The following is a 22045-nucleotide window of genomic DNA, read 5'->3' as shown; positions in this document are numbered from 1 at the left end:
CCCCTATTTCTTAATTGGTAGATAAATAGAAAACTCAGTGTGGCCCGGCCAACTGGTAAATTCGATTTTTCCTGCATGTTGGTCGACTAAACTGCGAGCAATCGATAGGCCAAGTCCGGTGCCATCTGGTCGTCCACTTACCATGGGATAAAATAATGTATCCTGAATTGCCAAGGGAATACCGGGGCCGTTATCTTCAATATCAATACGTGCAGCCAATCGATAACGCTCACCTTGTAGTGTGACTTGAAATGCCGTTCGTGTACGTAAGGTAATATAACCCCCCGTTTCAGCGAGAGCTTGCAATGCATTTCGAGTGATATTAAGAAGCACTTGCTCGATTTGGTCGGGGTAATATTCTAATTCAGGCAGACTCGGGTCATAGTCTCGAATTAGTGCCACGTTATCGGGTTTTTCTAATGACACCAATCGCGTTACATTTTCCATAATATGATGGATACTTTGCTGTGTTTTCGGCCCCGGATATTGTGGGCCAAGTAGCCTATCAACAAGCGCTCGCAGGCGGTCGGCCTGCTCGATAATCACTTGAGTATATTCATTTAGTTGTGGGTCAGGGAGCGCTTTAGATAGTAATTGCGCAGCGCCTCGCAAACCCCCGAGTGGATTTTTGATTTCGTGAGCAAGCCCTCGGATTAATTCGCGTGCGGCAAGTTGTTGGGCATTTTGCGCGAGTTCTTGGCTCAAACGCCGTTGGCTATCTAATTGTGAAAGCTCAACTAAAATAAATTGCTCTGAAAAAGGCTGTGCGCTGAACGACATCACATGGGAATGGTTATTAAAGACCAAGGTAACTTCATTTTCGGTAAAACTGTGACCGTCTTTTAAACTATTAAGCATGAGTTCATCATTGAGCGAACAATAGCTGAATAGTAGAGGTAGTGGTGTACCGTATAGCTTGCGCTGGCTTTGGGTTAAGATCTGGAGTGCAGCATGGTTGGCATAATGGATAACCAAGTCGTAATCCAAAATTAGCACGCTATTAATGAGAGAGTCGAGAATGTGTTCCGGTGCTGGCAAATGTTCGGTTTTCATGTAATGTTGCTCCTGCACTATTTTGGTGCATTATACCTGATAGACCAAACAACCGATATTTGATTTTTGTTGCGTAAATACGTTAGAGATAAAAGGCCCCATCAAAAGATGGGGCAAGTGCTTCACGGCAACAAAGACTAACAGTGGAACGGCGTGTTACACACTGTAGTACATTTCAAATTCGAGAGGGTGTGGTGCCATACGAACACGTTGGATGTCGGCACGGGTTAATTCAATATACGCATCAATAGCGTCATTCGTGAATACACCACCACGGGTTAAGAATTCACGGTCTTTATCTAATTCCGCTAACGCTTCGTCTAAAGAGCCTGAAACTGTTGGAATTTCTTTGGCTTCTTCTGGTGGTAAGTCATATAAATTTTTGTCCATCGCATCACCAGGGTGGATCTTATTGATGATGCCATCAAGACCGGCCATTAACTGGGCTGCAAACGCTAAATATGGGTTAGCAGCTGGGTCTGGGAAGCGAACTTCAATACGGCGTGCTTTGGTACTCGCGACGACTGGAATACGAATCGAAGCAGAACGGTTACGTGCAGAATATGCCAACATGACTGGTGCTTCAAAGCCAGGAACTAAGCGTTTGTATGAGTTAGTCGTTGGGTTTGTAAATGCGTTCAGCGCACGTGCATGCTTAATAATACCGCCAATGTAATACAGCGCCATTTCGGATAAACCGCCGTATTTGTCACCTGCGAACAGGTTAACGCCACCTTTAGATAAAGACATATGGCAGTGCATACCAGAGCCATTATCGCCCACTAAAGGTTTAGGCATAAAGGTCGCTGTTTTGCCGTAGGCATGGGCAACATTGTGAACAACATATTTATAAATTTGGGTTTCATCCGCTTTTTTGGTCATGGTATTAAAGCGGGTCGCCACTTCGTTCTGTCCAGCTGTTGCCACTTCATGGTGGTGAGCCTCAACCACTAAGCCCATCTCTTCCATTGTGGTACACATGGCTGAACGCAAGTCTTGTGATGAATCAACCGGTGGAACTGGGAAGTAACCGCCTTTTACTGCAGGGCGATGGCCTTTATTACCACCTTCGTACTTGGTGCCTGTATTCCATGCCGCTTCGATATCATCAATATGGTAGTAACTACCATGCATGTTGTTGCCAAAACGAATGTCATCAAAAACGAAAAACTCTGGTTCTGGCCCAAAGAGAACGATATCGGCAATGCCACTTGAGCGCAGGAAATCTTCCGCACGTTTTGAAATTGAACGTGGGTCTCTGTCATAACCTTGCATCGTGCCCGGTTCTAAAATATCGCAGCGAATGATCAACGTGATATCTGCATAGAATGGGTCTAACATCGCCGTTGATGGGTCTGGCATTAATACCATGTCTGATTCATTGATGCCTTTCCAGCCACCAATAGATGAACCATCAAACATCTGGCCTTCTTCAAAGAAGTCTTCGTCAACTTGATGAGCAGGGATAGTGATGTGTTGCTCTTTACCTTTAGTGTCGGTAAAACGCAGATCAATAAATCTAACATTGTGCTCTTTAATTAACGATAAAACATGTTCAGCGGACATCTCGGCTCTCCTGGTCGGGTCTAATCAACAAATCACAAGCTATCGTTTGATAGTCGGTCTGTTGTTTGTCTGGCGTGTTAGTTATATAAAATTAGTTAGCACGCGCTCTATAAATAGATAAGCTAAAAGCGTGCCAACTTTTTTAATTATAGTAAATACTGATTGTTACGTGAGGAATAGATTTATTATTAAGCAAATATTGCATTTTGTGCACTGTTTTGGTGCGATCGGCTCTTTTGCGCGCACCAATTTGGTGCTTTGAGTGAATTTTGGGGCCATCGGTGGGATTTCAAATAAAAAATCAGCACTGTGCTCTGTTAAAGCGCAATGCCGATGAAATCTAAAAGAAATGAGGTTATTTAATCTCAAGCAGCGGCATTAATCTTCATCGCTATTGGTTAATAACGTATTTACTTCTTCAATTTGTTTTACTGCATCATTGATAATGGAAGCTATTTGGTGAGTCTGTTCTTCATTTAGCTGTTTTAAAACCATTTTGTGACGCAATAATGCTTTAAAGCGACTGACAGCCATTTCAATGTCTTCCGCTAAATTACCGCCTTGCTGCATATCACGCGCTTTTGCTAGTTTGCGAGCAATAACCGCTTCAATTTCTTTATTTTGAGCGAGATGGGCAGCTCCTTCTGGTGTGATCGTAAAACTTTTGCGATTGCGCTCAACAATCTGAGACTCTAGGAAGCCTTGCTCTTCTAACAGTGTTAGAGTCGGATAAATAACACCGGGACTAGGCACATATAAGCCATTTGAGGCTTCTTGAATATCTTTGATAATTTCATAGCCATAGCTTGGTTTTTTAGCGACTAACGAAAGTACCATTATATGAAGATCGCCATGGTCGAATAAACGACGCAGGCCTTTGCCTCTTCCGCGGCCTCTTTGGCGGCCTTCGCCGTGGCAGCGTTCACCGTGTCCGTGGCCATGACGGCCTTCGCCGTGGCAGCGTTCACCGTGTCCGTGACCATGACGGCCTTCGCCGTGACAGCGTTCACTGTGTCCATGGCCATGACGGCCTTCGCCGTGGCAGCGTTCACTGTGTCCGTGACCATGACGGCCTTCGCCGTGACAGCGTTCACTGTGTCCGTGACCATGACGGCCTTCATTGTGGCAACATCCACCGTGGTGGCCACGTTGATTTTCATCGTGGTGTGCATAATATACATGACGACAAGATTTAATTAGCATATAGTTACTCCTTAGCGTGTAACTTTAGATATATCGAATTTATTTTATGGGTTTACTATATTTAGATATATCTAATTAGTCAATTTAGATATATCTAAATAACGCAAAAAGATATTTAAACTGGCAGTTAAGAAAGAAAGTCTATTTTTTGTTCTTTTTTTGGGCTGCTAATATTAAGTTTTTAGCGTATTATTCTGTCACTTTGTGATTTCACAGTGCTGATAGGCCTATTTTTATTAGGTATTTTGGCTCAGTCTCGCAACTGAATGTTTTTTCGTTAAAAACTTTTTATACAGTGATGGGTTTCACATTTATTCCACTTGTGCGGAAAAACGTGTAAAATAACAGCAAATTAACGTAGAAAGTATGCTTTGGGCGTGAATAACGGCTCAAAAAGCATATTCCTTTCCTGTCAATTAAACGGTAAAAATCCTTGTCAATTCAAAATTTAAGAAACATCGCCATCATCGCTCACGTTGACCATGGCAAGACCACACTGGTTGGTAAATTACTGCAGCAATCAGGCACGTTCGGTGAACGTGAAACTGTTGATGAGCGTGTTATGGACTCCAATGACTTGGAGAAAGAGCGTGGTATTACTATCCTTGCTAAAAATACCGCTATCCAATGGAATGGTTATCACATTAATATCGTAGACACCCCAGGTCACGCCGATTTCGGTGGTGAGGTTGAGCGCGTTATGTCTATGGTTGACTGCGTACTGCTGGTTGTTGATGCGATGGACGGCCCAATGCCACAAACTCGCTTCGTAACGCAAAAAGCGTTCGACCACGGTTTACGTCCAATTGTTGTTATCAATAAAGTTGACCGCCCAGGCGCACGTCCTGATTGGGTTGTTGACCAAGTATTCGACTTATTCGTGAACTTAGGTGCAACGGATGAGCAACTCGATTTCCCTATCGTGTATGCTTCTGCATTAAACGGTATTGCTGGCCTTGACCACGAAAACATGGCTGAAGACATGACTCCACTGTACGAAGCGATTGTGGAACATGTTGCGCCTCCGGCAGTCGACATTGACGGCCCATTCCAAATGCAAGTTTCGCAATTGGATTACAACAGCTATTTAGGGGTTATCGGTATCGGTCGTATTAAGCGCGGTGTTGTTAAGCCTAACCAACAAGTAACGATTATCGATAGCGAAGGTAAGACTCGCAACGGTAAAATTGGTAAAGTTCTGACTCACTTAGGTTTAGAGCGTATTGACTCACAACAAGCGGAAGCGGGTGATATCGTTGCTCTGACAGGTTTAGGTGAACTGAACATTTCTGACACCATTTGCCAAGTCGGTAGCGTTGAAGCATTGCCTGCGTTAGCGGTTGATGAGCCAACAGTTAGCATGTTCTATTGTGTTAATACCTCACCATTCTGCGGTAAAGAAGGTAAGTTCGTGACTTCACGTCAGATCCTTGACCGCTTGAATAAAGAATTGGTTCACAACGTTGCACTGCGTGTTGAAGAAACTCAAGATCCAGACGCATTCCGCGTTTCTGGTCGTGGTGAGCTTCACTTATCTGTTCTGATTGAAAACATGCGTCGTGAAGGTTTTGAATTAGCCGTATCTCGTCCAAAAGTTATCATTCGTGAAATCGATGGCCGTAAACAAGAGCCATTTGAACAAGTGACTTTAGACGTTGAAGAACAGCACCAAGGCGACATCATGAAAGCTTTAGGTGAACGTAAAGGTGACCTGCGCGACATGATGCCAGACGGTAAAGGCCGCGTACGTCTTGACTACGTGATCCCAAGCCGTGGTCTGATTGGCTTCCGTACTGAATTCATGACAATGACATCAGGTACGGGTTTACTGTATTCAACATTCAGTCATTACGACGATGTTCGCCCAGGCGAAATCGGCGGCCGCCAAAATGGTGTTTTGATCTCCAATGGTCAAGGTAAAGCAGTTGCTTATGCGCTATACAGCCTGCAAGACCGCGGTAAGCTGTTCTTAGGTCACGGTGCTGAAGTGTATGAAGGTCAAATCATCGGTATTCACTCACGTTCTAACGACTTAACTGTTAACTGCTTAACGGGTAAAAAACTGACTAACATGCGTGCGTCAGGTACTGATGAAGCAACAACACTGTCACCACCAATTAAAATGACTCTGGAACAAGCACTTGAGTTTATTGATGATGACGAGCTAGTTGAAGTGACTCCGCAGTCTATCCGTCTGCGTAAACGCCACTTGACTGAGAACGATCGCCGTCGTGCAAACCGTTCTAAAGAAGACTAATTATCGTTACGTGATATTGTTTATTACATTATTGTCGTGATGTGTGTAAGGCGCCTTTCGGCGCCTTATTTATTGATAAGGTTTATAACGACTTGTCTTTCTTCATAAAATACAGTGATGAAATAAATAGTCCGATAATTAAAGGAATTTCGTACAATTCTTCAATAAAGCTTTGTAGCTCAGCATGATGTAGAAAAATGGAACTCAGGAACCGATGGTGTTCAACACTATCTGAAATCAAAAAAGCACAAAGGGTCAGTAGTAGGCTCCAAAGTGGAATCGCTGTATTTTTTAGGTGAAAAACAATACTTTTTCTTAATGGAGAAGCGAATAGCATCAAAACTAAACTGCCAATCAAGACGACAGAAACGAGTCTAAAATAGATGTGATCTAAATTAGGGAAAAATTCGCGTCCCCAATTGATTCCTCTACCAAATAATGTTATCCACCAGATAGTTGCCCATAACCAAAATAATTTCATTCCCTGGATTTTTTGCTGTAATGGTTTCATATAAAACCAAGTGAAAAAGGCACAAAAAATTAGAGTAATAGATTGAAAATATTCAATAGTTTTTGTTGCTAGGTCGATATTTAAATTCTGGGAGAGATTATTAAATAATGGAATTAAAAATAAGCTTCCCCATAGAATAACAATCGGCCAAGAGATTGTTTTATCTACTTTCATAGTATGACTTTTATATTTTAAGATTTATTGATTACTGATAATGCATGGATATCAGCTGACATTGCTTATGTGTAACTTGCTACGTGTAAGTCATTATGCAAAAAGCCTATGGTGGGACTTAACATTTAGTATCAAAAGCCGATAGTGTGGTGTGAAATAGCACCTTTAGGATAAAAAATATTTTCTCTTTAATGGAACAAATTGCCCAGTTTGCTGCTCGTTAATTGAGCTAAGTGCGGGTTGCTTAATCGATAAATTGACAAAATAACGTGAATTATCACTAATTAGGGCTGTTCAGTTGCATGAATAATGATTAAAGTAAATTTAGTGAATAACAATGAGGAAAATTTATGCTGTATATCTTCGATATGGGTAATGTGATTATTGATATCGACTTTAATCGTGTATTTGATAAATGGTCTGAGCTCAGTGGCACACCAAGTGAAGAAATCAAATCACGTTTTACTTTTGGTAATATCTTTCAATTACATGAGTGTGGAAAAATTTCAGACATCGAGTTTGCTGAACTGCTTTGTGAAGAAATAGGCATAACACTAAGCTTTGAAGATTTTGCTGAAGGCTGGCACGCTATTTTTATTTCATTACGACCTGAAGTCATTGATATTATGGAGCGCCTTCGTGAACAAGGGCACCGAGTGGTCGTTTTATCGAATACCAACCGTCTACATCTAGACTACTGGCCAGCACACTACCCAGAAATTGCAGCTTCCTCTGATTTTTTATATCTCTCCCAAGATTTAGGCATGCGTAAGCCTGATCCTGAAATTTACAAATATGTGCTGCAATCAGAAGATTTTGATGCAGCAGATGCTATTTTCTTTGATGATGTCGAGGAAAATATAAAAGCTGCAGAAGCTCTTGGTATTCGCAGTATTCATGTCGTGAATAAAGACACCATTCCTGAATATTTCCGCACTTACGATTTTAGTGCTGAAGTTGAATAACATCCTGATTTTATCGTGGGGCAACGGCGAACGTTGCTCCATCTTTTTGTAAAGAGTCATCATGATTGCATTAATCCAGAGAGTCACTCAAGCGAGTGTGGTTGTTGATCAGAAAATAGTAGGGCAAATAAATACTGGGTTGTTGGTTTTACTTGGTGTTGAAAAAGATGATGATGAGCAGAAAGCCAAGCGTTTGTGTGAAAAAGTATTAGGCTACCGTATTTTTAGCGATGAACAAGGGAAAATGAATCTCAACGTTCAGCAAGCGGGAGGTAGTCTATTGGTGGTTTCTCAATTTACTTTAGCTGCTGACACCAAAAAAGGTATGCGGCCAAGTTTTTCAGGGGGAGCCGAACCTGAAAAAGCAGATACCTTGTATCAATACTTCGTTGAACAAAGCCGGCTACAAGGGATTGAAACACAAACGGGGGAATTTGCTGCCGATATGCAAGTAAATTTAACCAATGATGGCCCTGTTACCTTCTGGCTACAAGTGTGAAGCCATTTTTAAAGGGGGAAGCGATGTACCATTTACGTACACCGAAAGATGATATTGAATTCGCAACTTATTACCATTTTCGCTGGGAAATGTTGCGAAAACCGTTTAATCAGCCCCTTGGTTCAGAAAAAGATGGATATGATTTAACCGCACACCATCAAATGGTTGTGGATGATAAAAACCGTATCCTTGCCATTGGCCGCTTATATATCAATGCAGATAATGAGGGGGCTATCCGTTTTTTAGCCGTTAACCCTGCCATGCAAGGTAAAGGACTCGGCAAATTAATTATCATGGCTCTCGAATCCGTTGCGCGGCAAGAAGGCGTAAAACGCATTGTGTCGAGCGTTCGTGAAGAAGCCGTCCCCTTTTTCGACAAAATGGGTTTTGAGAACCGTGGCCAAGTCGCTGGGCAGTTAAAAACGCCTGTACGCCACTATTTGATGATTAAACCCATTGAGACGCTAGACCAAATTCTACATCGTCCCGATTGGTGTGGTGAGCTACAACAAGCGTGGTATAAGTACATTCCATTGAGTGAGAAAATGGGGGTTCGAGTTGACCAATACACAGGAACTCGTTTTATTACCACCATGCCGGAAGCGGGCAACCAAAATCCTCATGAAACGATATTTGCAGGAAGCCAATTTTCATTAGCTACCTTGACGGGATGGGGGCTGATTTGGCTGTTAATGCAAGAACACCAGCTTGGTGGCGATATTGTGTTGGTCGATGCCAGTATTCGTTATGGTAAGCCCGTGAGCGGCAGGCCGACAGCGACAGCGGACTTAGCAAATATGAGCGGTGACCTTGACCGTTTAGCGCGCGGCAGTAAAGCGCGGGTAAAGCTGAAAGTCGAGGTTAGTAACCCTGATGGCAAGGTGGGCGCAGTATTCAGTGGTGTCTATATGGTGCTACCTGTAGCGCCAGTAAAGTAATGTTGTTCATTGAAAATTAAAAGATAAAGGCAGGTATGATTGACCTGCCTTTTGTATTTCTATGGATTAGTAGTTTTTATGGATTACTAAGTGCGGGGAGCGGCTCTACTAATGAAGGCTCGGTAGGCTGTAAATCGGCTTCGGACTCTACTGAAGAAGTGACAACCCCATTAACAACGGTACGGAATAGGCGTTTGCCTTGCAATGGGACTGCCATCAACTCCCCATTCAAACTTTTTTCTACTGATGGGGCGAGTAAATCCCCTTGTAATGTCGCATCAAAATCACCAATAACTTGAGCGGGAAAGCCTGCCCAGCCCCATTGGTTTAAATCAACGAGATCAATATTCGAACCCGATGCTCTCAGTAAGAAGGGGACTTTTTTTGGTTCTTGTTTTACCAGCAAGCCAACCTTACTGATGCCTTTATCGGTACTGACTGTTAAGCTCGCAGCGGCTGAGGACTTACCACTTTGACGCACTTCAATAAACGGGCGGCGTACAAGAACTTGGTTAATTGTGCCGCTATCTGCAGTGAATGTCGCTTTACCGCTCCAAATTCCCCACTGCTTTTGTTTTATTAAATCGATATTTTCAATATTGCCGCTGAGCGCGGTCAGCTCAAAGGGAAACTGTGGTTGGATATTCATCAAAAGTGATTGAGAAAGGGTGAATTTTTTGATGCTTAAACCAGATAACCAAGGCGGTGTAGGCTCTGCAAAGAATGATAGCCAATTTTCAGGCAAAGTATATAAGATACCCGCTAGTTTGCCTTCGTCGATAGTCAGTATTCGGTCATTGCGCTGCCAAGAACCACTGAGGTTAAAGACGCCTTTATTATAGTAACCGGATAACTTATTGATATTCAGGCTGTCACCGTTAATTTTCAGATCACCAATTAAGGTACTGAGTTGCTGGTCTTTTACGACAAATTGGTCAACATTAAAACGAATGTTGCTTTCGGAACTAGTCCAGCTCCCTCTCACGAAGCTGAGTTGGTCAATTTCGGTGCTTAGGCCAGAGAGTGCCCAATCCTTCCCTTGAATATCAATGTTGGTTAACTCTACTTTTTTGATCTGCAATGATTTTTCACTCGTTATTGCATCAAATAGTGAATCGAAATCAACTTTATTTTCCCAACCGACTTTATTCATGGTGAGGGAATCTACCGCGATAGCGCCATCCTTAAGTACCTTCCCAGCCCCCGCAATATAGCCATTATTTAGGTAGGCACTTGCTTGACTTATTTCTGTTCCTTGCTGCTGCAATTTACCGGTAATGGCAACATTCTTGAATGAAAGGTCATTAAATTTTAATTGGTTAGCGGTAAATCGAAAATCACCGTAACCAAAAGGGGAGTTTTCATCGGGTTTCCAAGGGGTAACTCCCCCCGTGAAGCCAGTGACTTGCACAGTATCATTGTCTTTTTTAAGCGTGATTTGGCTATTTTCAAATTGCAAAATATTCGCGGAAATAGGTAGCAGTATCGTATCAGGTGTGACAGTTGTCGATAATGTTCCTTGAGTAATAACCAAACGTTTGATTGCCGTACCGCTAAATAGATTTCGCCAATTAACATCAAGCACGATTTGCCGTGAGTCTAAAGAGAGGTCACTGTTTTTATTCGCTAATTTGACATCTTGGAAAATGAATTCACCGGGGTTAGAAAATTCATGTCCCATAATTCCCACATCAATATCATAGTCAGTGAACTTACTTAAAAATTGACTGGAGTAGGATGCACCCCAACGGGTTTGCAGCCCGATATAAGTAAAAATAAACAATAGCAGCAGTAACAGAAGTGCATAGGTAGTAAGTTTGATTAACCATTTCACAGTTTACTGCTCCTTTGGTTTGTTGACGAATAGAACAGGAAGAGACTGCCTAATATAGCGACAATTTAAGGATAGGATACAGAAAAACCGCCAGAGTGTTCAACACTGGCGGCTAGAATGAAGGTTATTTTTCGAGAGGGAAGACTAAATTCAGAACAATTGCAGTTAAACCACCCGCAGCAATACCAGAAGAAAACAATGTTTTTAGCCAGTCAGGTGCGAATTGCAAAATCAAAGGTTGCTGTGAAACGCCCATACCCACTGCGAGGGAAAGCGCAATAATCATGATAGCCCGGCGATTGAGCGGTTCACGAGATACAATGCGTACACCTGAAGCGGCAATGGTACCAAACATTACAATGGTTGCTCCGCCCAGCACAGGTTCTGGAATTTGTTGCACGAAGCCTGCAACCGCAGGGAACAGCCCCAATAGCACTAACATTAAAGCGACAATGTAGCCGACATAGCGACTTGCCACCCCAGTTAACTGGATAACACCGTTGTTTTGCCCAAAGCAAGAGTTAGGGAAAGTATTAAATACCGCAGAAACCATCGAGTTCAAACCATTAGCAAGTACGCCACCTTTGATACGTTTCATGTACAAAGGGCCGCGAACCGGTTGCTCAGATACATCAGAAGTGGCGGTAATATCACCTATCGTTTCTAAGGAAGTCACCATAAAAATAAGAATTAATGGGATCAACAGGTTCCAGTCGAAGGATAAGCCATAATAAAAGGGCTCAGGGACAGTAATAATTGGCTGGTTGGCTTCCATTGGTTGCGCATTTGGCAACATGTCCATCCACCAAGCTGCAATATAACCAACAGCCATAGCAATGACTAAAGATGCGACACGTAAGTAAGGGTTTTTCTGCCGATTAAGTAAAATAATAACCGCTAAAACAACCCCAGCTAAAATCAAATAATCAGGGGAACCAAAAGTGTTGTCACTAATTGCACCATAGCCACCGCCAATGGATGTTAACCCGACTTGAATCAAGGATAGGCCGATAATCATGACAACAACACCTGAAACCAGTGGTGTAATGACTCGACGGGCTAGATGTAAGAAGCGAGAAAGAATCACTTCGGTGAGTGCTGCAACTAGCAATGTGCCGAATAAGGCTGCCATCATCGACGGGATATCAGCGCCACCTTGCTTAAGTGCAACACCCCCCATGATTAAAGGTGCAACAAAGTTAAAACTGGTTCCTTGAATCGAAAGCAGGCCTGAGCCAATAGGGCCCCATGCACGGATCTGAATTAAGGAAGCAATACCGGAGGCAAATAAAGACATACTAATGATGCGCTGGGTATCGTGAGCTGGTAGTCCTAATGCCTGACAAATCAGCATCGCAGGGGTAATCACCGCAACAAACATCGCCAGAAGATGTTGCCCAGCGGCAAACAAGGCTTGGGGCAGTGGTGGGCGGTCTTCTAATTTATAGATGAGTTCGCTTTGCGTTTGTATGGTCGCTTCAGTAGTTTGTTTTTCAGACGTCGCAGTATTCATTGCCTTCATTTCTCACCAACAAAAAACGCATTGTAATGTGTCGAAATTAAAAAGCAATCGTTTGCGCGTAAAAAATATTGATCAATGTTAAATAAGGCTGTCACATTTTTATATCTTTTAACTTGTATTTATAACAGTTTTTTTTTCTAATCCTATAACCTGCTTTTGGCGTTTTAAGGAAGAAATTAACGTCTTACTAGTTTTTGATAATTTTAACAACAGACGAGGTACGTGAATGTATCATCTCGATGTCTACGGTACACTGGTAGCAGCTACCTTAGTACTATTACTTGGGCGTAAACTGGTCAAATCAGTTCCTTTCCTTGAAAAATATACAATCCCTGAACCTGTTGCGGGTGGGTTGTTAGTAGCTTTTAGTCTTTTATTGCTTAAACAATTATTTGACTGGAGCCTTTCTTTTGACTTATCACTGCAAGAACCTATGATGCTGGCATTTTTTGCCACAATTGGTCTTAATGCCAACCTTGCTAGTTTGAAGGCTGGTGGTAAGGCATTGTTTATCTTCATTTTTGTGGTTGTTGGTTTATTGCTTGTCCAAAATACGGTAGGGATTGCTCTTGCTGAATTATTGGGATTAGACCCTCTCATGGGGCTATTAGCTGGTTCAGTTACCTTATCGGGTGGTCATGGAACTGGTGCGGCATGGGGAAAAATTTTCACTGAAAGCTATGGTTTCCAAAGTGCAACAGAAGTTGCAATGGCGTGTGCTACATTTGGACTTGTTCTCGGTGGTTTAATCGGTGGACCTGTTGCACGTTTTCTAACGCGTAATATTCCAACGCCAGGAACGGCTGATGATGATAAAGACGTTCCAACTGCATTTGAGAAACCACAATCTGGGCGCATGATCACTTCAATGGTTTTAATTGAAACTATTGCACTGATCGCTATTTGTCTATTGGTGGGAAGTTTTATTGCAGGCGAATTAGCCGATACTCCTTTCGCATTGCCTAAGTTTGTCTGTGTACTTTTTGTTGGTGTCATTTTAAGTAACAGCTTATCACTGCTTGGTTTTTACCGAGTATTCGACCGCGCTGTTTCTGTCATGGGTAACGTGAGCCTCTCATTATTCTTAGCAATGGCACTCATGAGCTTGAAGCTGTGGGAATTAGCATCACTTGCAATCCCAATGATTATCATTCTTGCTGTACAGGCTTGTGTGATGGCGGGATATGCTATTTTTGTGACTTTCCGCGTGATGGGCAAAAACTATGACGCTGCAATCTTAGCTGCAGGTCATTGTGGATTTGGTCTTGGTGCGACACCAACAGCGATTGCGAATATGCAAGCTGTTACGGATAGATTAGGTCCATCTCACTTAGCATTTTTGGTTGTACCAATGGTTGGGGCATTCTTCATTGATATTGTTAATGCGATAGTGATTAAACTGTATCTGATGCTGCCATTATTCCCAACGATTGCTGGTTAACTTTCATTTTATAATAAATCAAGTAAAGCAGGTATTGCCGTGAAAATATTCACGGCAATTTTCATTTTAGGGAACGAATAAAAAGAAGATATAAAACTTAAGCGTGGCTGTACTGCTCTCGCTCAGGTAACCAACGCTCAATAAGTTGTTGTGCATTTTCGGGGTGATTTTGTTGAATATGGCGAGCAAGGCGTTGCACTTCTGGCAACATGTATTGGTCACGCAACAAGTCTGCGACTTTAAATTCTGCATTTCCTGTTTGTCTAGTGCCTAATAATTCCCCTGGCCCGCGAATTTCGAGATCTTTTTGTGCGATAACAAAGCCATCATTGCTGTCCCGCAACACTTGTAGTCTTTGTTTAGCGGTATGGGTTAACGGTGTCTTGTACAATAAGACACAGTGAGACGCGATAGCTCCACGGCCGACCCGCCCTCTTAGTTGGTGTAACTGAGCCAAACCAAGACGTTCAGGGTTATCAATAATCATTAAACTTGCATTTGGCACATCCACACCGACTTCAATAACCGTCGTAGCAACCAGCAGCTGAATTTCATTCTGTTTAAAAGCCGCCATAATACTTTGCTTTTCAGCGGGTTTCATTCGACCATGAACTAAACCGACTTTCAATTCAGGTAATGCCAATGCGAGCTCTTCGCTGGTCACTTGAGCTGCTTGCGCTTCTAATAATTCAGAGTCTTCAATGAGTGTGCAGACCCAATAGGCTTGGCGGCCTTCTTCAATACAGGCTTGGCGAACACGCTCAATAATATCATTACGGCGAGTGTCCGGTATGGCGACAGTGGTGACGGGGGTTCGTCCTGGAGGTAGCTCGTCGATGACCGAGGTATCTAAGTCTGCATACGCTGTCATCGCCAGCGTCCGTGGGATTGGCGTAGCGGTCATGATTAATTGATGAGGGTGGTACCCTTGCTGCTCACCTTTTTCACGCAGAGCGAGCCGCTGATGAACGCCAAAGCGATGTTGTTCATCAATGATAACAAGCCCCAGAGCTTTAAAGCTCACTTGCTCTTGGAAAATAGCGTGTGTTCCAACAACCATCGAGACCTCTCCACTTGCGATGGCATCTTGCTGAGTCTGACGTGCCTTACCCTTTTGTTTACCCGCAAGCCAACCTACTTTGACACCTAAAGGTTCTAACCACTGTTTGAACGTATTGGCATGTTGCTCTGCAAGAATTTCCGTGGGAGCCATCAGCGCCACTTGTTTGCCATTCTCGATAGCGCAAACGGCCGCTAAGGCTGCAACGAGGGTTTTCCCTGACCCGACATCCCCTTGAATCAAACGCATCATAGGAGCGTTTTTAGCGAGGTCTGCTTCAACTTCACTAACAACACGGTTTTGTGCGTCTGTTGGTGAAAACGGTAATTGTGCAAGTAACTGAGATTTTAATTGACCACTTGCCACTAACGGTTCCGCATATAGGCGTTCATTACCTGCGCGGATAGCTAACATGCTTAGATGGTGAGCGAGTAGTTCTTCGAGGACTAGCCGCTTTTGTGCCGGATGATGGCCTTTTTCTAGCTCGCTCAGCGCAACATTCGGTGGTGGATTGTGTAATAAGCGAATGGCATCTGGTAAGCTTATCATTCCACGGCTAAGCTCTTCGGGAAGTAATTCTTTTATTTTCCCGCTATCCAGTAGCCCGAGCGCTTGTTCCATGACTTTGCGTAAAGTCGCTTGGCGAACACCTTCAGTGGTTGGATATACGGGTGTTAAATTCTCTTGCAAGCTGATATTGCTGGGGTCTTTAGACACTTTATATTCAGGGTGAATGATTTCCGGTCCTGTATTTCCTCTGCGAACTTCCCCATAGGCAGTAACCTGTCTTCCTTCTGCTAAGTTATTTTTCATTGCTGCTGAGAAATTGAAAAAACGTAAGGTGAGGTTGCCTGTTCCATCGGAAATTAAGCAAGTCATCATTCTTTTTCGGCCGAAGACGACTTTAGTTTGCAGGACTTCGCCCGTGATCGTTGCTGTCGTGCCGGGAAGAAGATCTTTTATTTGATATAAACGAGTATGGTCTTCATAGCGCAAAGGGAAATGAAGAAGAAGGTCTTGAACGGTGTTCAAACCGATTTTACGCATTTTTTCTGACTGACTTGCACCAACACCATGCAATGAGGTCAGTGAAATGGTATCAAGTAGCCCATTATTCATGTTATTTCCTTCTATTTAACCAAACTGCCGTCTTTTCATTTTTTCGGTTAATTGCATTTGTGCCCACCACGTCTCATCAGCTTCAATTTGCCCTTGGTTATTAATCAATGGCCGAGGAAGCCCCTTACGTTTAGCGACTTCAGCCAGTACAGGGTAACCGCCTTCAAATAACCAAGCTTGTTGTTCATCTGGTGAAAGTAAGCAATGTTCACGATCGTACATTCCCGCTTGTTGCCGCTGCCTTTGGGCTTCATACAGAATTAATGCAGAAGCGACGGAAACATTCAAAGATTGCACCATACCCGCTATTGGAATGATAATGTGTTTATCCGCCAGTGCGAGGGCTTGTTGTGAAATCCCTGTTTTCTCTTGTCCCATCATAATACAAGTTGGCAAAGTATAATCAATTTCACGAAAATCAACGGCATGTTCCGACAAGTTAGTTGCCAAAACCTGCATGTTTTGTGATTTTATTTGGGAAATGGCTTCTTCGGTCGATGCGTGTGAAATAATTTTAACCCAGCTATTACTCCCTGCAGCAGAAGAAACTGACAGTTTGACTTGTTGGTCAGGCCAAATAGCATGAATTTGATGGATCCCTACCGCATCCGCACTGCGTACAATAGCAGAAACATTGTGCGGTTTATGAATTTCTTCGAGGCAGAGAGTTAGGTCAGGCTGCCGCATCGCCATCATTTGGCAAATGCGGCGGTAGCGGCGTTCATTCATAGTGATTAATTAAGTATGGTCGTTAATTACGGTTTCGGCTAACACGTAGAACGTCAGGCATAATACGGATTTTTCGCATCACATTTGCCAATTGAACACGGTTTTTAGTCGTAAGGCGAATAAAGGCACAATATACACGGCCATCTTTTTCTTCTGTATTCATACTTTGAATACTTGAGTTAGCGTCATTAATAGCGGCGGTTAAATTCGCTAAAGCGCCTTGATGGTTAATCATATCCACTTTAATTTCAGCGATAAAGTCGGTGTCGGTGTCATTGTCCCATTCAACTGCCATAAATTTATCAGGTTCTTTCTGATACCCACGGATATTTCGGCAGGATTCATGGTGGATAACCAGACCTTTTCCTGGGCTAATATGTGCAACAATTGGGTCACCGGGAATAGGGCGACAACATTTTGCAAAGGTGATTAAAACGCCATCTGCACCTTTGATCGACAGTTTATTCCGGCTTTCAACTAACACTTGTTCTTCTGGTGCATTTTGTGGATTGTTTTGTAGATTACGTGCAACAACCACACTCATTGCATTACCCAACCCAATTTCAGCAAGCAAATCATCGATAGAGTGCAGCTTCATGCGTGCTAATTCTGCATCAATATTGGTTTGAGGGATATCAGTGAGTTTATTTCCTGCCCCTAGGGCATGGTTGAGTAAACGGCGACCTAAGTTAATAGAATCTTCGCGTTTTAAATTCTTTAATAATTGGCGTATTTTGGCGCGAGCTTTTGAGCTAACGACAAAATTTAGCCAAGCTGCGTTCGGCCTAGCGCCCGGTGCAGTGATAATTTCAACAGTTTGGCCACTCGTCAGGGATTGCGAAAGTGGGTAAGGCTGACGGTCAACACGAGCCCCCACGCAAGCATGGCCAATATCCGTGTGTACCGCATATGCAAAATCAACAGGTGTTGCACCAGTAGGTAATTCAACAATACGGCCTTCTGGAGTGAAAACGTAGATTTCATCTGGAAATAGATCCGATTTAACGCTTTCAATAAATTCAAACGAGCTACCTGCACTTTGTTGCAACTCAAGTAGGCTTTGCATCCAACGTTGAGCTCTAACTTGTGCCGTTGTACCTTGTTCACCTTGCTCTTTATAGGCCCAATGTGCAGCAACCCCCATTTCAGCCATTTGGTCCATGTCTTCTGTGCGAATTTGCACTTCGACAGGCACACCATGCGGCCCAATAAGTGAGGTATGTAGCGACTGATAGCCATTGGCTTTAGGGATGGCAATATAGTCTTTAATACGGCCCGGACGCGGCTTGTATAAACTATGCATCTGACCTAAAACACGGTAGCAAGTATCCACATCTTTCACTATTACCCTAAAAGCATAGATATCCATAATGGAATGGAAACGTTGCTCTTTTTGGTGCATTTTGCGATAGATGGAATAAAGATGTTTTTCTCTGCCACTGACGCGACAAGGAACACCCGCCTCAGTAAGCCTACCGTCAATTTCCGAGAGAATTTTTTGGATCATCTCTTTTCGGTTACCGCGAGCGGCTTTAACCACTTCTTTGATAACGCGATAACGGTTGGGATACAACGCCTCAAAACCAAGCTCTTCAAGCTCTGTTTTGATGTGGTGTATACCTAGCCTATGGGCTAACGGGCTATATATTTCAAGGGTTTCACGTGCAATGCGCCGACGCTTATCGGGCCTGAGTGACCCTAACGTGCGCATATTGTGAGTACGGTCTGCCAGTTTTATCAAAATGACACGGATGTCTTTTACCATCGCCATGATCATTTTGCGGAAGTTTTCTGCTTGAGCTTCTTTTTTGTCGCGAAAGTTGAGCTTATCTAGTTTGGAAACACCTTCAACGAGACCGGCGACGGTGGTACCAAACAATTCTTCTATGTCTTGAAATGTCGCTGGAGTATCTTCAATCACATCATGAAGTAGCGCAGCCATCAGTGTTTCATGGTCCAAACGCATTTCAGCAAGAATACAAGCAACAGCAACTGGGTGAGTAATATAAGGCTCACCACTCGAACGGGTCTGTCCTTCGTGGGCATCCCGTGCAACAACATAGGCTTTTCTTAGTAATTCAATTTGTTCTTTAGGAAGATACTTTTGAATGACTAAATTAAGGCTCTCAAACAGATACAAGGCAGACCCACCTTAGTGATTAGCGACGACCTTCAGCGATTGCAGAAACTGCTTGCATTTCAGCTGCTTCTTGCTCTTGCTGCTCTTGGCGCTCACGCACATCTAAAATGTGACCGTTGATTAAACCTTCTTCTACTTCACGCAATGCGATAACAGTATATTTATCATTTTCTTCAGGAACTAAAGGGTCTTTTCCACCCGTTTGTAACTGACGAGCTCTACGTGCCGCAACCAATACGAGGTCAAAACGGTTACCAATTTTTTCTACTGCGTCTTGAACAGTTACGCGTGCCATAAGTGTGCTACTCCAAAGAAATAAAAAAATGACCTGATATGATACTGAAACTATTCTCAGTCTGCTAGTAATTTGCTGATTAAAGCATCATGTCGCTGAATTTGACGCGCTAACTTTAAACGCTCAGTACGGATGATAGATTGTAAATCGCTTAGCGCGGTATTGAAATCATCATTAACAATAAGGTAATCATACTCGTTGAAATGTTCAATTTCACCTACCGCTTGTGACATACGCTTTTCTATAACTTCATCGCTGTCTTGCCCACGTCCACGTAGCCTACGATAAAGTTCATCTTTTGATGGTGGGAGAATAAAAATACTGCGTGCTTCTGGCATTTTATCCCTAATTTGTTGGGCTCCCTGCCAATCGATATCAAGAAAAACATCTACACCACTATTTAATACATCTTCAATGATGGGTTTGGACGTCCCATAATAATTTCCAAAAACGCAGGCATGCTCTAAGAACTCGCCTTTGTCGACCATTTGTAAAAAATCAGTTTCAGATACAAAGAAATAGTGCTCGCCATGGACTTCCCCTGGACGTGCGGCTCGAGTTGTATGAGAAACGGAAACCTGTGTGTCATACAATGGTTGTGTTTTTAATAAAGCCTGAATCAGACTTGATTTCCCTGCACCACTAGGGGCAGAAACAATATATAACGTGCCTTGTATCATGATGATTTCTTGAATAGTCGAGGATTAAACATAAAAGATGGTGATAAACCCGACATAGTATACACGTACTTGCATCAACATGCAGCGATATCAATAAATCATGAATTTTAATTAAATGAATTTGATTCATCGCTAAATTGTGAACAGGTTCGAGAAATTAACTTATTACTCATGAAAACAACATTCGTTTTGCGAAGCTTTTTGCAAATAATCTCTTTTGGAGATGAAGACAGAAAAAAGATATTTCATGCTTAGTGAATCGGAAAAATGCTTTGAAATATAGCATTACAATGGATTAGTAATAACAAGGAATAGTTATGGTTTATATTTTTTATGGTTATTGGTTAGCGTCATCTTATAGGTTGGGTGGGTTAATTTTGGGCGTCGTGGTGTGTATTAATTTTGCCCAAGCCGCGCAGCAAAGTGCTATTAATGAACAGTGTGAAGAACAAAATAGTCAAATAATTAAGCGGGAGAGTCACAGGTTAGGAAAACAATTACAGTTGTGGAACCAATCTTATCGTTTGGCTGGTAGCAGTCCTATTAGTGATGAAGCTTATGATCAGTTATTTAATTTATGGCGTTCTCTGCAACGCTGTCAGCAGCTTCCTGAAGAATTACCCGACGTGCAATTTCCCGAAAAATTACAGTTAATGAGGCATCCTATTCCTCATACAGGCTTGAAGAAACTCAATGAATTAGATGTTTATAGATGGATAGAAACACGTAAAAACATCTGGTTGCAACCTAAAATCGACGGTGTTGCGGTAACGTTGGTTTACAAGAATGGCAAGCTTATTTCCATGATCAGCCGGGGAAATAGCGTTGAAGGAATCGAGTGGCGAGCAAAAGCAGATTTCATTCCTGCAATACCCAAACAAATTAAATATTCAGGTACGCTTGTGCTCCAAGGGGAGTTATTTTGGCGTATGAATAAGCACATTCAAGCTAAAAGGGGGGGAGTAAACGCACGCAATAAGGTTGCAGGGTGGTTAATGCGAAAAAGTCCCCCAACTGCTCTTGAAGAAAATATTGGTATTTTTATCTGGGCGTGGCCTGCGGGAGATGCAAACCCAAAAACACAATTAACATTACTTTCTGAGATAGGTTTCCCGCTTGCTGAGCAATATAGCCATAAAATTGAAAGTAAAACCCAAGCTAAACAACTAAGGGAATTCTATTATCAAGGCCAATTACCATTTGCGACCGATGGCATAGTGCTTAAAAATTTTCCAGCGCCAGCGGCATCAGCTTGGCAATCAAAACAAAATAGCTGGGCGATTGCATGGAAATACCCATTGCGCAGTGTGCTATCAGAGGTAACTAAGCTCAAATTTAATGTTGGCAGGACAGGAAGAGTTAGTGTCGTTGCTGAAATCATCCCCATCAATATTGACTCAAAAACTATTTCAAAGGTAAATGCTGGATCATTATCATCATGGTCAAAGCGGAATTTACTTGTTGGAGATAAAATACTTGTCTCTCTTTCAGGTCTCGGAAGTCCAAAAATTGAAGACATTGTTTGGCGGCGAGAGAAACGTGAATACCCAGATACATCAAGCTTAACGCAGTTTCATGCGCTCAGTTGCCTGACTTATACGGAATCTTGCTCGCAGCAATTTGTAGCGAGGTTAACATGGTTAGGCAAACAACTCAGTATTCGAGGGATAAATGAAGCGACGTGGCGCCAGTGGGCTGAGAGCCATAACCTTACTCAACTAACAACTTGGTTGTCAGAGCAATGGCAAAACGATTTACCTAAAGGGAAAAAGCACCAACTGTTAGTAAAGCAACTGAAAATGGCAAAGGCTCAACCTATTTGGTTTTGGTTAAAAGGTTTGGCAATTCCACTGCCTAAGGTACAAGTAGGAAAAGTGACTGACATAGGTATGCTGTATGACCCCTCATGGGTTAATAGTATAAATTTGACAGAATTACAAAGGAAAAAACTGGCTAATTGGTTGGCAGAGCCGGAAATTCAATCTATTTTACGTATCTTGTCTGATATGAAAGCTATTCAGCCATCAATCGCAAACTATTAATGGCTGACGATCTTTTG

The 22045-nt window shown here is 42.7% G+C and carries 17 protein-coding genes; 6 read left to right on the top strand and 11 right to left on the bottom strand.

Annotated elements, in window-relative coordinates:
• Positions 1-3: 3 nt before the first annotated feature.
• From glnL to PSF42_RS14295, 3 genes are all read right to left on the bottom strand, one after another.
• Positions 4-1053, bottom strand: coding sequence for a nitrogen regulation protein NR(II) (gene glnL, locus PSF42_RS14305; RefSeq protein WP_213913546.1), 1050 nt, complete (start codon positions 1051-1053; stop codon positions 4-6).
• Positions 1054-1209: 156 nt separating this feature from the next.
• The gene (glnA, locus tag PSF42_RS14300) at positions 1210-2619 is read right to left on the bottom strand and encodes a glutamate--ammonia ligase (protein ID WP_125891728.1); all 1410 of its coding nucleotides are present in this window, start codon (positions 2617-2619) and stop codon (positions 1210-1212) included.
• Between the two features lie 378 nt (positions 2620-2997).
• Positions 2998-3822: a PadR family transcriptional regulator gene (locus PSF42_RS14295; RefSeq protein ID WP_272680254.1), complete on the bottom strand. Its 825-nt coding sequence runs from the start codon at positions 3820-3822 to the stop codon at positions 2998-3000.
• A 433-nt stretch (positions 3823-4255) separates the two neighbouring features.
• Between PSF42_RS14295 and typA the strand changes: the two genes are divergently transcribed.
• On the top strand, positions 4256-6079 hold the full coding sequence (gene typA, locus PSF42_RS14290) for a ribosome-dependent GTPase TypA (protein WP_125891727.1): 1824 nt from the start codon (positions 4256-4258) through the stop codon (positions 6077-6079).
• Positions 6080-6161: 82 nt separating this feature from the next.
• Here the strand turns inward: typA and PSF42_RS14285 are convergent, their stop codons facing one another.
• Positions 6162-6764 carry a hypothetical protein gene (locus PSF42_RS14285; RefSeq protein WP_272680253.1) on the bottom strand — a complete coding sequence of 201 codons (603 nt, stop codon included), beginning with the start codon at positions 6762-6764 and terminating at the stop codon, positions 6162-6164.
• Between the two features lie 350 nt (positions 6765-7114).
• On the opposite strand from PSF42_RS14285, the gene yihX reads away from it, so the two are divergent.
• The 3 genes from yihX (at position 7115) to fabY (ending at position 9166) form a co-directional block, all read left to right on the top strand.
• Positions 7115-7729, top strand: a complete 615-nt coding sequence (gene yihX / locus PSF42_RS14280) for a glucose-1-phosphatase (protein WP_125891725.1) — start codon at positions 7115-7117, stop codon at positions 7727-7729.
• 61 nt (positions 7730-7790) lie between these two features.
• Positions 7791-8228 carry a D-aminoacyl-tRNA deacylase gene (dtd, locus tag PSF42_RS14275; RefSeq protein ID WP_125891724.1) on the top strand — a complete coding sequence of 146 codons (438 nt, stop codon included), beginning with the start codon at positions 7791-7793 and terminating at the stop codon, positions 8226-8228.
• A 23-nt stretch (positions 8229-8251) separates the two neighbouring features.
• Positions 8252-9166, top strand: a complete 915-nt coding sequence (fabY, locus tag PSF42_RS14270; RefSeq protein ID WP_125891723.1) for a fatty acid biosynthesis protein FabY — start codon at positions 8252-8254, stop codon at positions 9164-9166.
• Positions 9167-9242: 76 nt separating this feature from the next.
• Here the strand turns inward: fabY and PSF42_RS14265 are convergent, their stop codons facing one another.
• A complete protein-coding gene (locus tag PSF42_RS14265) occupies positions 9243-11000 on the bottom strand; it encodes an AsmA family protein (RefSeq protein WP_272680252.1) in 1758 nt (585 codons plus the stop codon).
• A gap of 124 nt (positions 11001-11124) precedes the next feature.
• Complete coding sequence (locus PSF42_RS14260; RefSeq protein WP_096863580.1) at positions 11125-12513, bottom strand: uracil-xanthine permease family protein; 1389 nt, start codon at positions 12511-12513, stop codon at positions 11125-11127.
• Positions 12514-12748: 235 nt separating this feature from the next.
• Between PSF42_RS14260 and gltS the strand changes: the two genes are divergently transcribed.
• Positions 12749-13963 carry a sodium/glutamate symporter gene (gltS, locus tag PSF42_RS14255; protein ID WP_125891721.1) on the top strand — a complete coding sequence of 405 codons (1215 nt, stop codon included), beginning with the start codon at positions 12749-12751 and terminating at the stop codon, positions 13961-13963.
• Positions 13964-14060: 97 nt separating this feature from the next.
• Here gltS and recG read toward each other — a convergent pair whose 3' ends face one another.
• Genes recG through gmk form a run of 5 tightly spaced genes read right to left on the bottom strand, consistent with a single transcriptional unit; the run spans position 14061 to position 19986 of the window.
• Positions 14061-16142, bottom strand: a complete 2082-nt coding sequence (recG, locus tag PSF42_RS14250; RefSeq protein ID WP_125891720.1) for an ATP-dependent DNA helicase RecG — start codon at positions 16140-16142, stop codon at positions 14061-14063.
• Between the two features lie 15 nt (positions 16143-16157).
• Positions 16158-16871 carry a tRNA (guanosine(18)-2'-O)-methyltransferase TrmH gene (trmH, locus tag PSF42_RS14245; protein ID WP_272680251.1) on the bottom strand — a complete coding sequence of 238 codons (714 nt, stop codon included), beginning with the start codon at positions 16869-16871 and terminating at the stop codon, positions 16158-16160.
• A gap of 22 nt (positions 16872-16893) precedes the next feature.
• A complete protein-coding gene (gene spoT / locus PSF42_RS14240; RefSeq protein WP_125891718.1) occupies positions 16894-19011 on the bottom strand; it encodes a bifunctional GTP diphosphokinase/guanosine-3',5'-bis pyrophosphate 3'-pyrophosphohydrolase in 2118 nt (705 codons plus the stop codon).
• A 19-nt stretch (positions 19012-19030) separates the two neighbouring features.
• Positions 19031-19306, bottom strand: coding sequence for a DNA-directed RNA polymerase subunit omega (gene rpoZ, locus PSF42_RS14235; RefSeq protein ID WP_004262665.1), 276 nt, complete (start codon positions 19304-19306; stop codon positions 19031-19033).
• A gap of 56 nt (positions 19307-19362) precedes the next feature.
• Positions 19363-19986: a guanylate kinase gene (gmk, locus tag PSF42_RS14230; RefSeq protein WP_125891717.1), complete on the bottom strand. Its 624-nt coding sequence runs from the start codon at positions 19984-19986 to the stop codon at positions 19363-19365.
• Between the two features lie 317 nt (positions 19987-20303).
• On the opposite strand from gmk, the gene ligB reads away from it, so the two are divergent.
• A complete protein-coding gene (ligB, locus tag PSF42_RS14225; RefSeq protein ID WP_272680250.1) occupies positions 20304-22028 on the top strand; it encodes an NAD-dependent DNA ligase LigB in 1725 nt (574 codons plus the stop codon).
• The last annotated feature ends 17 nt before the right edge of the window (positions 22029-22045 follow it).

The sequence above is a fragment of the Providencia sp. PROV032 genome (assembly GCF_028484875.1).
In the GTDB taxonomy this organism is placed as follows: domain Bacteria; phylum Pseudomonadota; class Gammaproteobacteria; order Enterobacterales; family Enterobacteriaceae; genus Providencia; species Providencia rettgeri_E.
The sequence above is the reverse complement of the archived record's forward strand: the minus strand, read 5'-3'. Positions and strand labels throughout refer to the sequence as shown.